Annotated in this window: 12 protein-coding genes; 5 read left to right on the top strand and 7 right to left on the bottom strand. The window is 43.8% G+C overall.

Annotation, left to right across the window (positions count from 1 at the left end; genetic code table 11):
- Positions 1–24 precede the first annotated feature (24 nt).
- Positions 25–489 carry a DUF4920 domain-containing protein gene (locus J2W55_RS11130; RefSeq protein ID WP_310095618.1) on the bottom strand — a complete coding sequence of 155 codons (465 nt, stop codon included), beginning with the start codon at positions 487–489 and terminating at the stop codon, positions 25–27.
- Positions 490–760: 271 nt separating this feature from the next.
- On the opposite strand from J2W55_RS11130, the gene J2W55_RS11135 reads away from it, so the two are divergent.
- A complete protein-coding gene (locus J2W55_RS11135) occupies positions 761–2,143 on the top strand; it encodes an NHL repeat-containing protein (protein WP_310095620.1) in 1,383 nt (460 codons plus the stop codon).
- 97 nt (positions 2,144–2,240) lie between these two features.
- Here J2W55_RS11135 and radA read toward each other — a convergent pair whose 3' ends face one another.
- The 4 genes from radA to J2W55_RS11155 all read right to left on the bottom strand — a co-directional run bounded on the left by radA (position 2,241) and on the right by J2W55_RS11155 (position 7,030).
- Positions 2,241–3,683 carry a DNA repair protein RadA gene (radA, locus tag J2W55_RS11140; protein ID WP_310095622.1) on the bottom strand — a complete coding sequence of 481 codons (1,443 nt, stop codon included), beginning with the start codon at positions 3,681–3,683 and terminating at the stop codon, positions 2,241–2,243.
- A 425-nt stretch (positions 3,684–4,108) separates the two neighbouring features.
- Positions 4,109–5,659, bottom strand: a complete 1,551-nt coding sequence (locus tag J2W55_RS11145; protein ID WP_310095624.1) for an Rne/Rng family ribonuclease — start codon at positions 5,657–5,659, stop codon at positions 4,109–4,111.
- Positions 5,660–5,881: 222 nt separating this feature from the next.
- Positions 5,882–6,727, bottom strand: a complete 846-nt coding sequence (locus tag J2W55_RS11150) for a tetratricopeptide repeat protein (RefSeq protein ID WP_310095627.1) — start codon at positions 6,725–6,727, stop codon at positions 5,882–5,884.
- A 9-nt stretch (positions 6,728–6,736) separates the two neighbouring features.
- Positions 6,737–7,030 carry an HU family DNA-binding protein gene (locus J2W55_RS11155; protein ID WP_076378439.1) on the bottom strand — a complete coding sequence of 98 codons (294 nt, stop codon included), beginning with the start codon at positions 7,028–7,030 and terminating at the stop codon, positions 6,737–6,739.
- Positions 7,031–7,422: 392 nt separating this feature from the next.
- Here J2W55_RS11155 and mutY point away from each other — a divergent pair, with 392 nt between their 5' ends.
- Entirely contained in the window at positions 7,423–8,472 is a 1,050-nt protein-coding gene (mutY, locus tag J2W55_RS11160; protein ID WP_310095635.1) for an A/G-specific adenine glycosylase, read from the top strand.
- A 24-nt stretch (positions 8,473–8,496) separates the two neighbouring features.
- Positions 8,497–8,916, top strand: coding sequence for a single-stranded DNA-binding protein (locus J2W55_RS11165; RefSeq protein WP_310095637.1), 420 nt, complete (start codon positions 8,497–8,499; stop codon positions 8,914–8,916).
- 83 nt (positions 8,917–8,999) lie between these two features.
- On the opposite strand, the gene J2W55_RS11170 is transcribed toward J2W55_RS11165, so the two are convergent.
- Positions 9,000–11,186, bottom strand: a complete 2,187-nt coding sequence (locus tag J2W55_RS11170) for a S9 family peptidase (RefSeq protein WP_310095639.1) — start codon at positions 11,184–11,186, stop codon at positions 9,000–9,002.
- A 106-nt stretch (positions 11,187–11,292) separates the two neighbouring features.
- On the opposite strand from J2W55_RS11170, the gene J2W55_RS11175 reads away from it, so the two are divergent.
- Positions 11,293–12,822, top strand: a complete 1,530-nt coding sequence (locus tag J2W55_RS11175; protein WP_310095641.1) for a serine hydrolase — start codon at positions 11,293–11,295, stop codon at positions 12,820–12,822.
- A gap of 172 nt (positions 12,823–12,994) precedes the next feature.
- Here J2W55_RS11175 and J2W55_RS11180 read toward each other — a convergent pair whose 3' ends face one another.
- A complete protein-coding gene (locus J2W55_RS11180; protein ID WP_310095644.1) occupies positions 12,995–13,276 on the bottom strand; it encodes a hypothetical protein in 282 nt (93 codons plus the stop codon).
- 150 nt (positions 13,277–13,426) lie between these two features.
- Between J2W55_RS11180 and J2W55_RS11185 the strand changes: the two genes are divergently transcribed.
- Complete coding sequence (locus J2W55_RS11185) at positions 13,427–15,301, top strand: M61 family metallopeptidase (protein WP_310095645.1); 1,875 nt, start codon at positions 13,427–13,429, stop codon at positions 15,299–15,301.
- Positions 15,302–15,303 lie beyond the last annotated feature (2 nt).

The raw sequence follows: 15,303 nt of genomic DNA on the forward strand, positions 1-15,303 counted from the left end.
TATCGCACATTTATTGTTGACACTCTATTTATCAACTATTAACCCCTTTACTTCAAACGTAACTTTTCTTTTGGCATCAGTTTTTACTTTATGCTGCTGCTTGCCAATAACCGTATCTCCCGCCAGGTGCTGCAAATCGTCAGCTATAAATTGCTTTTGGGCAACACCGCCAATGATCACCGTATGCCCGGCCAGGTTTAGCGGCAGGGTAACATTATAATCTTTAAAATGTGCCGATATTATTTTACCATCGCCGGCATCTAACTGAAACCAGCCGCCTTTTGTACGGGTTACCTTGATCACTTTGCCTATGATGGTAGTATTAATACGTGTTTTTTTACCCATAAGGGCCTCTACTCCTTTGGCATCCGTTATCGCCGCGGTATCCGGCCTTTGGCCGTAAACCATGCCATGTGGTAAAGGCACGTGATTTTGAGCAAGTGCTACTGTTGAAATAAAAAATAATATTAGCGATGCAAAAACCTTCATGCCACAACGTGTTTGAACCATAACAATCATAAGGGAAAAATGTTGATTGCCTACTGATGTTACACCAAATTTCAATAGGGTGGTCAAAGGTCCGTTTTAACTTAAAAAACGTTTTTTTAAATATAATTTAATACTCGCTCCCCTCAAATGTTAACGATTGTTAAAAGCTGTTAAGGTATGTTAAAACGGGTTAAAGCCCGATAATATGAAGCCCTGCAACGAGTTAATGAAGTGCTTAATAAAACACTTATTACTTAATCTATTAACTCACATGAACAAAACCTTAACTAAAGCATTTTCATTTACAGCTTATCTTACAATTATTATTTTTATTGCTACCGGATGTAATAAAGGCGGATCAACTACACCCGGCTCGGTTCCGGTGTTAACTACAACCGATGTTACGATTGATGCTACGGGTACAAGTGCCTATAGCGGCGGGTTGATCACAGAAACCCTAACCGAAGGATTGCTGGGTTATGGCGTGTGCTGGAGCTCCACTAATCAAAGCCCGTCCATCGCCGATTCAAAAACTACAGACACCGTTAACCTGGTGGGCTTTACCAGTAAAATAACCGGCTTAAGCCCCAAAACAACTTATTATTTACGGGCTTACGCAACCAACAGTGCAGGCACAGGGTATGGCAATATCATACAGTTTACCACCAGTGCGGATTTGTCAGCCGCCGCGGGTACGGTAAGTACATTTGTCGGTAACGCTTCTGCAGGTTTTATTGACGGCACAGGGGCCAGTGCGTTTTTTGACAGCCCGGATGGATTAACTATTGATGCCAGCGGTAATATTTATGTTGCCGACTCCTTTAACAGCGCCATCAGAAAGGTTACCTCAGGAGGCGAGGTAACAACAGTATCGGGTAAGGGCGCAATAGGTTATTTGGACGGCCCAGTTGCCAGTGCAAAATTTTATGCCCCGCAAAGCCTTATAGCAGATGCTGGAGGCAATATTTATGTTGCTGATATGGGTAATAACATGATCCGCAAAATATCAGCCAGCGGGGTGGTAAGCACTCTTGCCGGAAGTGGAGACGCCGGCTATGCCGACGGAACCGGCAGCAATGCTACTTTTAATACGCCGCGTGGCCTGGCTATTGATCCTCAGGGCGACATATACGTAGCTGACCAGGGTAATAACCTTATTCGCAAGGTTACAGCAGCGGGCGTAGTCACTACTGTTGCGGGCAACAGAACAGGCGGCTACCTTGACAATGCCACGGCCACCAGCGCTGAGTTTAACCATCCCAGTGGCGTTGCTATTGATGCGCAGGGCAATGTTTATGTTGCCGACTTGTTAAACCATGCCATACGAAAAATAAGCACTGCCGGTATTGTTACTACTTATGCCGGCGGACCAAAACAAACCGGCCTGGTTGGTAACGCAGGGGATATTGCATTTGATACCAAGGGGAATTTATTTATAAGCGACCAAAACGGCCGGGTGTTGGAAATAACAACCGGCAAGGTTTTACTTTCAATAGCCGGCAAAACGGCTACTACAGGGTTTGCCGACGGACAAGGGGCGGCCGCTTTATTTAATTCGCCGCAGGGTATAGTTGCTGATGCCAGTGGGAACATATGGATTGCTGACAATGCCAATAACCGTATACGTAAAATAGTACCGCCTTCGGGGATATGATAAGCTGCCCTTCAACGTCTCTCCCGGTTTCGGGGGAGACTTTATTAACGCCATTAGCAATAAAAAGCCATCGCTTTTTGGGAAGGATTAGGTGGGGTTATCCAAACAGCAGGCTAAACACCTCCTCAATACTGCTTACAATTTTTACCTCGATATCATATCGCGACAGGTCCATCCGTTTTTTGTCCTGTCCGGCTGATGGGAGATTATACTTGGATATGAATATCTGATTAAAGCCCAATTTTTGGGCTTCGGCAATACGTTGCTCTACCCGGTTCACCGCCCTGATCTCGCCTGATAAGCCTATTTCGCCGGCAAAGCAAGTTTTAAAAGGGATAGGCATATCTTCATGCGATGAAATGATGGCTGCGGCAAGGCCAAGATCAATGGCCGGATCTTCCACCCTGATGCCTCCGGTTATATTTAAAAACACATCCTTCGCGCCCAGCCTGAAGCCGCAGCGTTTTTCTAAAACTGCCAGCAACATGCTCATGCGTTTGGTATCAAAACCCGTAGCAGTACGCTGTGGGGTACCGTAGGCCGAAGTACTTACAAGCGCCTGTGTTTCAATTAGCATAGGGCGCATCCCCTCTAATGTGGCCGATATAGTGATACCACTTAAAGGTTCATCGCGCTGTGACAATAATATTTCTGAGGGATTGGAGACCTCTCTTAACCCTTCGCCCAGCATTTCATAAATACCCAGTTCCGATGCCGAGCCAAACCTGTTTTTAACCGTGCGTAATATGCGGTATACATGGTGCCTGTCGCCTTCAAACTGTAAAACGGTATCAACCATATGCTCCAATATTTTGGGGCCTGCTATCATGCCGTCTTTGGTGATATGCCCTATCAGAAATACCGGTGTTGATGTCTCTTTGGCAAAACGCAGCATTTCTGCTGTGCACTCCCGCACCTGGGATACGCTGCCCGGAGTTGACTCAATATGTGATGAATGCAGGGTTTGTATCGAGTCGATTACTACCAAATCAGGCTCCAATGCTTCTATTTGCTTAAATATGTTCTGGGTTGAGGTTTCACAAAGTACATAACAGGAATTGCCAACCCCGTTAGAATTTAGAATTCCTGGTTTAGAATTTACAGCCTCCGGCACCAGTCGCTCAGCCCTCATCTTTATCTGCCTTTCACTTTCCTCGCCCGACACATACAGCACTTTCAGATTGGGCATATTGAGTGCCAGCTGCAGCATCAGGGTCGACTTGCCAATGCCCGGTTCGCCGCCTATAAGCACCAGTGAGCCGGCAACAATACCACCACCTAAGACCCGGTTAAACTCCTTGTCGGGGGTGAGCATGCGGTGTTCTTCGCTAAAAGTAATGTCTGCTACCTGTACCGGTTTATTGGCCCGTTGCTGGGTGCTGGAGGTAACTTTCCAGGTAGGCACAGTAGCGGCATTGCCTTTATCAATGATCTCCTCAACAAAAGTGTTCCATTGCTGGCATGAGGGGCATTTGCCCAGCCATTTAGCCGATTCAAAGCCGCAGCTTTGACAAAAGTACGCGATCTTGGTCTTAGCCATTATATATCAGATGTACAGGTTACAGATGTGCAAATATGCAGATTTAAATGCAAATGAATGGCTTATTTGCTAATTAAATTAGCAGTCGTTATGGAATAATAATTACTGTTCAAATGTTCACGTTGCAAAGCATGAACATCGTGAACGCTCATGAACGCTGACAAGTTCATGTCAGTGGTTTTGAGCTTAAAAAGTGGTGTTTTTTGGGAACTTATTTTACTTATAACGCGAGTTATGTAGTATTATGAATGCGTTTTTAACACAAAAACTAATCGTTTTTTTAAAGCTTATGCGAATTTGCTTTGATTGAATTTATATGTCATTTTTATTTTCAGAATCCCCGCTTTTTAGGCTCAAAAAAAATGAGCAGATGCTTTTTAAAACATCTGCTCATTTTGAAATCCGCATGGCTGCAAATAATTTCTTTACAATTTTATTTCTTCGTCTTTTGACGAGAAGAAACGAAACTCGGTGATCTGGTAAGCAGGATTGCTTCTAACCTTGATCCACTGCCCGTATTTAACAAACCACTTCATCTGGCGGTTATAGATACCCTTTTTGATATAGGCCTGAATATATGGGTGAACAACCAGGGTAATCCCCTTTTCGTTTTGCTCATCCAATATATAATTGAAGTTGTTCTCAATATCATCCATCAGCAAAATAGTTGGCCTGATGGTACCTGTACCGTTGCAGGTTGGGCAAACCTCACTGGTAACAATGTTCATTTCGGGCCGCACGCGCTGGCGGGTAATTTGCACCAAACCAAATTTACTTGGAGGTAAAATAGTATGCTTGGCCCTGTCGTACAACATTTCGGCACGCAGGTAGTCAAACAGTTCCTTGCGGTTCTGCGGCTTGTGCATATCAATAAAATCGATCACCACAATGCCGCCCATATCGCGCAGGCGCAGCTGACGGGCAATTTCCTTGGCCGCTTCCTTATTTACCTGGTAGGCGTTTTCTTCCTGGTTTTCTTTATTGGCTGTACGGTTGCCGCTGTTAACGTCAATAACGTGCAATGCCTCGGTATGTTCAATTACCAGGTAAGCGCCGCCGGCAAGGTTCACTGTTTTACCGAAAGCGCCCTTGATCTGTTTATCAACGCCAAAATGTTCAAATATAGGCTCCTTATGCTTATGCATGCGCACTATACTCTCCATATCGGGCGATATTTCATGGATGTATGATCGAATTTCTTCAAACATACTGTTATCATTTACATAAATGTGCTGAAAATCGGGGTTCAGTATATCCCTGAGGATAGTTGATGTACGTCCAATTTCGCCCAAAACCTTCTTTGATGGTTCAACAGAAGGCAGCTTGGTAATAAATAACTCCCATTTAGATATCAGGTCAAGCAGGTCTTTTTGTAATTCATCAACCCCTTTGCCTTCAGATACTGTACGGATAATAACGCCAAAATGCTTTGGCTTAATACTTTCAACAACCTTCCGTAACCGGTTTCGTTCTGTATTGCTCTTTATTTTTTTTGAAATAGAGATAGCCTCCGAAAATGGTACTAATACCACATACCGGCCGGCTATTGAAAGATCAGAACTTAAGCGTGGTCCTTTGGTTGATATAGGTTCCTTGGCTATTTGTACCGGAATCAGCTGGTTTTTTGACAATATTTCAGAGATTTTCCCTCCCTTGTTAATATCGCCTTCCAGCTTAAAGCCGTCCAAAAGCTTCGATTGGTATCCCCCGCTACGTACTTGCTTGGTTAATTTAAGCAGGCTTTGCACCTGCGGACCAAGATCAAGGTAATGCAAAAAGGCATCCTTCTCATAGCCAACGTCAACAAAAGCAGCATTTAAACTGGGCATAATTTTCTTTATACGCCCGAGGTAAATATCACCAACAGTATAATTGTTGCTGATTTGTTCTTTATGAAGTTCTACAAGTTGTTTGTCCTGTAATAATGCAATAGTAGCCCCGTTTGGGGATGAATCGATAATTAATTCTTTTATCAACTGCTACTCCATTTCTTAAAACGGTAAAAACCGCATGTTAATAAGTGGGTAAAAAACACTATTAAAGTTACCTGCCCTATAAAAAAGCAGGTAAGCTGCTTTAAAAGCAGCTTATTTCTTTTTATGTCTGTTTTTTCTTAAACGCTTTTTGCGTTTATGGGTAGCCATTTTGTGTCTTTTACGTTTTTTACCGCTCGGCATAATAATAATTTTTAAATGTGATTAATTCTTTAATTCCTTGATGTATTCATCAATACGCTGCCCAAATACTGGATCGGGCATCATTTCTTTACATTTTTGGTAAGCGTCAATAGCTTCCTTTTTCATACCCAGTTGCTTGTAACTTTCGGCCAAATAAAAAGTTGGTTCCAGTTCCTGCTTCTGGGCAAGTAATGTTTTAAATCTGCCTACCGCTTTTTCGTACTGGCCCGATTTCATGGCAAACATTCCCAAATTAAGGTTTGCGTTCCAGTTGTTGGGTTCCTTTTTAACTACTTCAAGCAATAAGGCAATACCTTGCATAGGGCTGGCGGCGCCGTTTACATAAGCAACGCCTAATCCTGTTTTTCCCTCAAGGCTTTCAGGCTTTAGTTTAAGGGCATTTTGAAATGCCTCGGCCGCATTTGATACAAATACCGGCTGTGTTAAAGTATCCTGTGTAAGTTTGTAAGCATCGTTAAAACGATTGCCCGCGTTGAGCCAGTCTTCCAGCTTATTTTCTTTCCGGGCCAAAGCCTGGTAGTAAAATGCCGCGGGGGCTGGTTGGTTTACATCATCCCACTCAGCGGCCAACTGCTTTTGCAGTTTTAGCTGGTCGGTTTCTGATGCGTTTTTTAATTGCCCTTCAAGGTCATTTATCTTTGCTGTTAAGGCCGCCCCAATTGCGGTTTTAGCAGTTGCAGATACCATATCAACCGTAACAGCGGCAGCCTTGCGGTTGGGCGCCATTACGTTTGCTTTATCGGCTTTTGTGTCTTTGGGTTTTATTAAACCTTTAACGGGTAAAAAAAACAAATAGGTCATCATAGCAACAACTACTACACTAACAACTATTTGTTTCTTATTCATGCTTATAAATTATTTGCTGGTTTTGTTACCTGTTTTAACTTTTTCAACAAAAGTTTTAGCTGGTTTAAAGCTTGGTACAAAATGTTCAGGAATAATGATGGCAGTATTTTTTGAAATATTGCGTGCTGTTTTTTTAGCTCTTTTTTTAACAACAAAACTTCCAAATCCTCTAACATAAACGTTCTCGCCGCCAACCATTGAGCTTTTAACTACTTTAAAAAATGCCTCAACTGTTTCCTGCACGTCTACTTTCTCAATACCTGTTTTAGATGAGATTTCAGTTATAATTTCTGCCTTAGTCATATCTGATTTACTTTTATTTAATTATATAAATACTTAACTGTTTTGGGGTTGCAAAAGTATCGCTTTAAAATTTAAGAGCGAAATATTTAGCGTTTTTTTTTTATTCAGTAAGTAAAACGTACAATGCTGTTACATATTATAGGCTAAAAGGCTAAGGGTGAAAGGCAAAAGGCTAAAGAAAGCACCAGGTTACAGCCATTTAATTACTAACCTTAAAGTATGGGCATTTGCCTGCTTTCAACAGCCGGTAACCGGTGCTTGCAGCTCATATAATTTTACCTTTTACCATTTTTTCTCAATTACATTTGTCATAGGTTTGGGCGTACCGGGTTCTGTACCAAAAACCTTTGGTCCCTTCGCTTTTACCTTTTACCCTGCTTACATTTACGCCGATGAATTTTACCGACGAACTGGTGCAATGGTACCTTCAAAATAAACGCGACCTGCCCTGGCGAAATACTACCGATGCCTATGTAATATGGCTGTCTGAAATTATTTTACAGCAAACCCGTGTAGAGCAGGGGCTGCCATACTTTTACCGCTTTGTTGAAAAATACCCCGATGTAAGCAGTTTTGCTGCGGCCGCCGAAGATGAGGTACTTAAATTATGGCAGGGACTGGGCTATTATTCGCGGGGGCGCAATATGCTTAAAACAGCCCGGCTGGTACAGGAACAATATCATGGCAAGTTTCCGCAAAGCTACGATGAGCTTATTAAACTAAAAGGTATAGGCGAGTACACCGCCGCGGCCATAGCTTCTTTTTCGGCAAATGAGGCGAAAGCCGTTGTAGACGGGAATGTTTACCGGGTGCTTGCCCGCTATTTTGGTATTGATGAGCCTATCAATTCAACCGGCGGAAAGAAAACGTTCCAAACGCTTGCAAACAATTTGCTTAATAAGAAAAACCCGGCCTTGCACAACCAGGCCATGATGGAGTTTGGCGCCATGCTATGCAAACCTAAAAACCCGGCCTGTGGTATTTGCCCGGTACATACCGGCTGCGCCGCATTTTTATCAAATGCCACTACCTTTTTGCCGGTTAAATTAAAGACGGTAAAAGTACGTGAGCGGTTTTTTAATTATTTTTTAGTTACCAATGACGACGCCGTTTTAATGAACAAAAGGGGCGATAAGGACATCTGGGCCAATATGTATGACCTGCCGCTGGTTGAAACCGACTCGTTATTGCCCCTTAATGAATTGCCCGGTTTACCCCGGGTGCAGGAAATTTTTGGCCCGGGCCTTACCATCAGCAGCGATGCCGTGCCCGTGCAAAAACACATCCTTACCCATCAGCGCCTTTATATACGGCTGATAAAAACCACACCAAAACCCGTTAAATTAGAAGAAAACTGGTTTTATAGCACAATTGAGAACCTGCAAAACCTGGCACTTCCTAAGGCTGTTTTTATATTAATAAAAAATATTTTTAATTTATAAAATAATTTTCCGTTAATTTATGGCATGTCTGGAATTAATAAAGTAATACTTGTAGGCCATTTAGGCAAAGACCCCGAGGTAAGGAGTTTGGAGGGCGGTGTGTCAGTAACCAGTTTCCCATTAGCTACTTCTGAAACTTATAACAAAGATGGCCGTAAAGTTGAACAAACTGAATGGCATAACATTGTAATGTGGCGCGGCCTGGCCGATATGGCGGCTAAATTTTTGCAAAAAGGCAAGCTGGTTTATATTGAAGGTAAGTTGCGTACCCGCTCATTTGAAGATAAAGAAGGAGTTAAAAAGTACACAACCGAAGTGGTTGCCGAAAATTTTACCATGCTGGGCCGTAAGAGTGATTTTGAGCATGATGATAAGCATATTGCCAGGCAGGAAGACCACCTGGATTATACAAACGGTACAAACCATAACGATCAGGCTTATTGATATAACTTTCCTTAAACCAAATCATACATAAAATGCCCGTGAGGTTTTCACGGGCATTTAGTGCTGTGTGTTATTTAACAGGCCTATCTGCCGCCCGGCGGGCAATGTTCTTTTAAATACCGGGTGAACAGGGTTTTTAAATGCAGGCCGGTTCCTTCTCCTTCTGAAATACTGTGCGTACGGTTAGGGTACGACATCAGCTCAAACTGACGATTATATTTTATCAGTTCGTTGATCAGTTCTTCCGCATTTTTATAATGCACATTGTCATCACCGGTGCCGTGTATGTACAGCAGGTTGCCCCGCAGGTTTTTGGCATAGGTAATTGGCGAACCGTTAATAAACGCGGCGCGCCCTTCGGCATCAACTGGTACACCCATATAGCGTTCCTGGTAAATATTGTCATAGGTTAGCTGATCGCCTACTGCGGCTACAGCTACCCCTGTTTTATAAACATCGGGATATTGAAACATGAGGTTTAGTGTTGATGAGCCCCCGCCGCTCCAGCCATGCACCGCCACGCGGGTTGAATCAACAAACGGCCATTTCAAAATTTCTTTTGCGGCCATGGCCTGGTCGCGGATGTTAACGATGCCTATTTTTTTATAAATGGCCTTGCGCCAGGCCGTGCCTTTGGGGGCAGGTGCGCCACGCCCTTCAACCGACATGTAGATATAGCCATCATCGGCCATACTGCCGGCATATAGGCCATTACGGCCGGCTCCCCAGGTATCAGTAACGGTTTGCCCGGCGGGTTCGCCATACACCATAAATACAACCGGGTATTTTTTATGCGGATCAAAATGGGTAGGTTTCTTCATCCAGCCATCCATTTCAATTCCATCAGCTGTTTTCACCTTAAAAAACTCCGTTTTGTTTTGAGCGTCTTTATTAAGGGCTACCACTGTACCACCTATGTGTTTATGCGCGGGAAGGCTTACTACTTCGCTTACAGGCTCGGTATAACTGTTTGAAAAATTATGCAGGGCTACCTTGCCATTTGGCGAAATATCATAATTATGGGTTCCGGGCTCGTCGGCCGGCGAAACACGTTCGGGTTTTGTACCCCCGGTAATTTTAATTTTGTATAAATACTTTTGGGTAGCGTTTTGCGGCGATGCCATAAAATAAATATAACCTGATGCTTCATCGATCAAATTAACACTGATCACATCATAATCGCCTTTAGTTAGCAGGGTTTCTTTACCCTCGCGGCTTACCCGGTAAATGTGTTTCCAGCCATCTTTTTCGCTTACCCATAAAAAGTCTTTGCCTTTGTTTATCCATTCCCAGCCAATCGGGTCGCCCCCGTTCCAGCGCTCTTTACCATCAATCCAGGCATCGCTTTTTTCTTCGCGTACCATACGCGTGCTGCCGGTTGATACATTGCCAATAAACACCCGGCTCTCCGTTTGCGCCCGGTTCAGCTGCTCCAGTATAATTTCGCTGGAGTTTAAGGTCCATTCCATACGGGGTATATAATGCTGCACAGCATCGCCGGGAGTATTTATCCAGTTTGTTTTACCGGTGCCAATATCTACCACCCCTACCTTGCAGGAGCTTGGGTCTTCGCCCGCAACGGGGTACTCCACGGGTACCACATAAGGATAAATGGAGTCGGTAGTGTTCAGCATCAGGTAGCTTTTTATTTTACTGGCGTCAATTTGCCAGTAGGCTATTGCCTTGCTGTCGGGCGACCAGCGGAAACCATCGCGACAGCCAAATTCTTCTTCATAAGCCCAGTCAAATGTGCCGTTGATCAGTTTAGTGCTGCCATCAGTTGTTAATTGCTTAACGGAGCCGTCGGTAAGGTCCTCCACATAAATATTATGCCCGCTCACATAAGCTGCTTTATTGCCGTCGGGCGAAAATTTTGCAAACATCAACGACGATGATGGCAGGTTTTTGCCCAGTTGCCAAAGCTTTTTGCTGCCGGTATCATATACCCAGTAATCGCCCCGTGTATCATAGCGCCATACTTTTTTTGTATTGGTGTTGATAAGCACTTTTTGGCCGTCGGCCGATACAGAGAACCTTCTGATGCTTAGCGGAGCCTGCCCCTGTGGGGTAAGCATATCTTTACTTATCCATAAATTTTTTTTGCCGGTATCGCGGGTATCTGATATCCTGATACCATCGCCGGTTATTTTGTAATACTGGTAACCATCTTTTGTCCAATGCGTGGGTAGTCGCTGGGCACTTACTTTATATCCTCCTAATAGGAGTAATACAGCAGTAAGGAATAGTGATCCGGAACGGAAAAATTTCATATACTTATGTGTTTTAATGACGATGCGGCGTTATTTTATAATTATGTAAAGCCGCTGTAAATTTTGCATTAAATTAGCAGAATCAAGCACGCAAACAACCAGTGTAATGAAAAAAATACTTCTATCTTTTATTATCTGCACTTCATTTATCACCGTAACAAAAGCACAACATGCCGACCGAACCAAGTTTATAAGAGACAGCCTGGATATTTATATAAGCCGGGCCCTTACCAATTGGCGCGTGCCGGGCATTGCCGTTTGTATTGTAAAGGATAACAAGATAGTTTTGATGAAGGGATATGGCATTAAAGAACTGGGATTGCCAAACCCTGTTGATGTGAACACCCTGTTTATGATAGGCAGTAACACCAAAGCTTTTACCGCTACGGCTTTGGCCATGCTGCAAGCCAATAACAAACTATCGCTTGACGATAAGGTAACTAAATACATCCCTGAATTTAAACTGGAGAATAAATTTGCCGGACAGGAAGCTATGGTGCGCGATCTGTTATGCCACCGCCTGGGTTTTCAAACTTTCCAGGGCGATTTTACCTTTTATAACAGCAACCTTACCCGGGCCGATGTAATTAAAAAACTGGGCGAAATGAAGGCCACCTATCCTTTCCGCACAAAATGGGGTTATACCAACGCGGCTTTTTTAACAGCCGGCGAAATTATTCCGCGGGTAACCACTAAACCCTGGGAGGTATATATTAAAGAAGCCATTTTTGCTCCGCTGGGCATGACAAATACCCTGGCTTTAAGTAAAGATCTGCCCAAATCATTAAACCGTACCGTACCCCATACCCTGGTAGACGGGCGGCTTACAGCAATACCTTATTGCCAGATTGACGGGCTTGCTCCTGCAGGCGCCATCAGCTCATCGGCAGGCGATATGAGTAAATGGGTGCTTGCTTTGTTAAACAACGGCAAGGTGGGCAACCGGCAGGTGATACCCCAGGCCGCTATTATGGCAACAAGGGAGCCGCAGGATATTGTTGGCAGTCAATACCATCTTAACGGCGAAAATAATTTTGAGCTGTACGGCCTTGGCTGGTTTATACAGGATTATTTTAATCACCGCCTTATTATGCATGATGGGGGTGTAAACGGGTACCTGTCGTCAGTTACGCTGTCTCCCCAGGATAATTTGGGCATTGTTATTTTAACCAATACCGATCAAAACATGTTTTTTGAAGCATTGCGGTGGGAGATACTTGACGCTTATTTTGGCCGCGGATACCGCAACTACAGCGATGCTTATTTAAAAAATTATAAAACACAGGCGGCGGCAGCGCTGCAAACCGACCGCAAACTGCGCGATACCGTATTGCTTAACTTGCGCCCAACGCTGCCAACAACTGCTTATACCGGCAAGTACACCAACAGCCTTTATGGCAGCATGACAGTTACCCAGGGCGCTAACAACGACCTTGAAATGCGTTTTGAACATCATCCAACCATGTTTGCCAAATTACAGCCATTAGGCGGCAATCGTTTTTATGTAACTTTTTCTGATGCGGCGTTCGGTAAAGCTGTCTTTCCGTTCAACGTACAAAACGGCCGGGTTGTGGGTGTAAAAGTTAAGGTAGCCGACTTTGTTGAACGTAATGCTTACGAGTTCAGGAAGGAATAGGGTGGTGAGTGGTGAGTGCGGTGAGTTGTGAGTAGTAGTGAGTTGCGAGTGCGGTTAGTGCTGCAAAAAATACATTGCTGATAATTAACCATTCACCGCTCACCATTGCTGATAATTAACCATTCACTACTCACTACTCACTACTCGCCACTGACCACTCACCATTCCCCACTTAAAACTTAAGATTAGCTTTAAGCCATTGCTGTACGTCTTGCTGCAGGGTAATTTCGGGGGGGAGTTGATCATGTATCAGTTTTTCCATTTTGTTTCCGGTGTTGGCAAAACGGTAGTCCCAAAGTATCATCAGCTTATTGATCAGGTAAACCACCTGGTTACCCTCATCCCTGTTAAAAACAGTTCCATCGATCTTGCCATTTACACGTGGATCGTTTTGGCTGTATGCAGTCCATTTATAATCCGTATAATGTAAATTTCTTCTTGAAAAAAGGATCATGGCCTTGGTAATTTCTTTAAAGGTACGTATAATTAAGATGGGAATTAGCCGGCAGGGCCTTTTATCCTAAATGCAACGGTTATGGGTAACAATTTTAATAGAATATTTTTCCATGATAAATTGTAATTTCAGCGTTATTAATCAGGTTACATGAAAAAAATATTTATAATTACTATTGCTACGCTGTTTGCCGCTGCCGCTTTTGCACAGCAGGACGCACAAAAAGCCATTTATTATTCCGTATCATTTCCAAATGCCGCCCATCACGAAGCAGAAGTAGTGATGACCATACCCCAGGCCCCCGATGGGGTTTTGCGTTTACGCATGAGCCGCTCATCTGCCGGACGTTATGCAACACATGAGTTTGGTAAAAATATTTATAACGTTAAAGTAACTGATATTGAGGGCAACGCGCTTCCCTTTACCCAATCAGAAGGTGATCTGTACGAAGTGAGCACGCATCCGGCCAATGTTAAGGTAAGCTATACCTTGTTTGGCAACTGGACCGATGGCACCTACGCCAGTATTGACCCCAGCCACGCGCACCTGAATATGCCTGCTGCTTTTATGTGGGTAGTTGGTCAGGACAAAAGGCCGGTCAAATTCGAGTTTAATGATCTTGATAAATATGACTGGAAAGTTTCTACACAGCTGAAACACGAAGGCTCAAATGTTTACAGCGCTCCTAACCTGCAATATATGATGGATAGCCCAACTGAGCTTTCCAACTATAAAATAACCAGCTGGGATGTGGTTAATACCGATGGTAAAAAGGAAAAAATAAATGTAACCATCCATTCAGATGATGACCAGGCGGCGGTTGATAATTTTGGCAAAATGGTTCAAAAGCTGGTACTGGAAGAAAAAGCCGTTTATGGCGAGTTGCCCGCCTATGATTACGGCGAATACACCTTTTTAACTGATGTTTATCCAACAACCTCGGGCGATGGCATGGAACATCGTAATTCAACCTGCATTGTTGATCCGGTTAATAAGATAGCAGGTAATGAAAATGATCTGCTCGGTATATTCTCGCATGAGTATTTTCATAGCTGGAATGTAAAGCGCATTCGTCCAAAATCATTGGAGCCCTTTAATTTTGAACATGCCAACATGAGCAGCGAACTTTGGTTTGCCGAAGGCTTTACACAATATTATGGTGAATTGCTTTTAACACGCTCAGGTTTTAATACGCTTGATGATTATACCAATACATTGGCAGGCCTTATTAACCAGATACTGAACACGCCGGCGGCCGCCAAATACCCCGCAACACAAATGAGCCGCTATTCGGTGTTTGCTGATGCGGGGGTATCTATTGACCCCAATAACAACGTTAACGCCTTTACCAGTTATTATACCTATGGTGGCGCCATAGCCCTGGCGCTTGACCTGCGCCTGCGCAGCGAATTTAACTTAACACTTGATGATTACATGCGCCAGGTGTGGCTTAACCGCGGCAAGGTAATGAAACCTTATACCATACCCGATCTGCAAAGCGATCTGGCTAAAGTAACCAACAACCCTAAGTTTGCCACCGACTTTTTTAAACGTTTCATATATGGCATTGACAAAAACAACTATCGGGACCTGCTGAATAAAGCAGGCTTAACATTGCGTAAGGCACAACCGGGCAAAGCATGGGTAGGCTCACTGGCGTCTAATCCGGGCCGGGGCCGCGCGGGGCAGCAGCGTGCAGCCGGGGCCGAAGGTTTACCTATCCTATCAAGCACCATGATTGGCACGCCGGTTTATAAAGCCGGACTTGATGCCGGCGATATTATTTTAAAAGCCGATGGTCAAACCATTACCGATCCAAAATCATTTGCTGATGTACTTACAGGCAAAAAGCCCGGCGACAAAATAACCGTAAACTATAAAAACCGTACCGGCGCACATGAAACAACCATCATAACGGAAGAAAGCCCCTATTTTGAAGTGGTTACTTATGAAAAAGAGGGCAAACAGCTAAGCAAGGAGCAAGAGGCTTTCCGTAATAACTGGTTACAATCAAAAGTTAAATAATC

Origin of the sequence: Mucilaginibacter pocheonensis (genome assembly GCF_031456535.1) — a bacterium.
In the GTDB taxonomy this organism is placed as follows: Bacteria; Bacteroidota; Bacteroidia; order Sphingobacteriales; family Sphingobacteriaceae; genus Mucilaginibacter; species Mucilaginibacter pocheonensis.

Excerpts from the sequence above, each read along its gene's own strand:
- mutY (WP_310095635.1), top strand. The coding sequence starts at position 7,423 with ATGAATTTTACCGACGAACTGGTGCAATGGTACCTTCAAAATAAACGC.
- J2W55_RS11135 (WP_310095620.1), top strand. The coding sequence starts at position 761 with ATGAACAAAACCTTAACTAAAGCATTTTCATTTACAGCTTATCTTACA.
- J2W55_RS11170 (WP_310095639.1), bottom strand. The coding sequence starts at position 11,186 with ATGAAATTTTTCCGTTCCGGATCACTATTCCTTACTGCTGTATTACTC.
- J2W55_RS11185 (WP_310095645.1), top strand. The coding sequence starts at position 13,427 with ATGAAAAAAATATTTATAATTACTATTGCTACGCTGTTTGCCGCTGCC.
- J2W55_RS11180 (WP_310095644.1), bottom strand. The coding sequence starts at position 13,276 with ATGATCCTTTTTTCAAGAAGAAATTTACATTATACGGATTATAAATGG.
- radA (WP_310095622.1), bottom strand. The coding sequence starts at position 3,683 with ATGGCTAAGACCAAGATCGCGTACTTTTGTCAAAGCTGCGGCTTTGAA.
- J2W55_RS11130 (WP_310095618.1), bottom strand. The coding sequence starts at position 489 with ATGAAGGTTTTTGCATCGCTAATATTATTTTTTATTTCAACAGTAGCA.
- J2W55_RS11150 (WP_310095627.1), bottom strand. The coding sequence starts at position 6,727 with ATGAATAAGAAACAAATAGTTGTTAGTGTAGTAGTTGTTGCTATGATG.
- J2W55_RS11155 (WP_076378439.1), bottom strand. The coding sequence starts at position 7,030 with ATGACTAAGGCAGAAATTATAACTGAAATCTCATCTAAAACAGGTATT.
- J2W55_RS11165 (WP_310095637.1), top strand. The coding sequence starts at position 8,497 with ATGTCTGGAATTAATAAAGTAATACTTGTAGGCCATTTAGGCAAAGAC.
- J2W55_RS11175 (WP_310095641.1), top strand. The coding sequence starts at position 11,293 with ATGAAAAAAATACTTCTATCTTTTATTATCTGCACTTCATTTATCACC.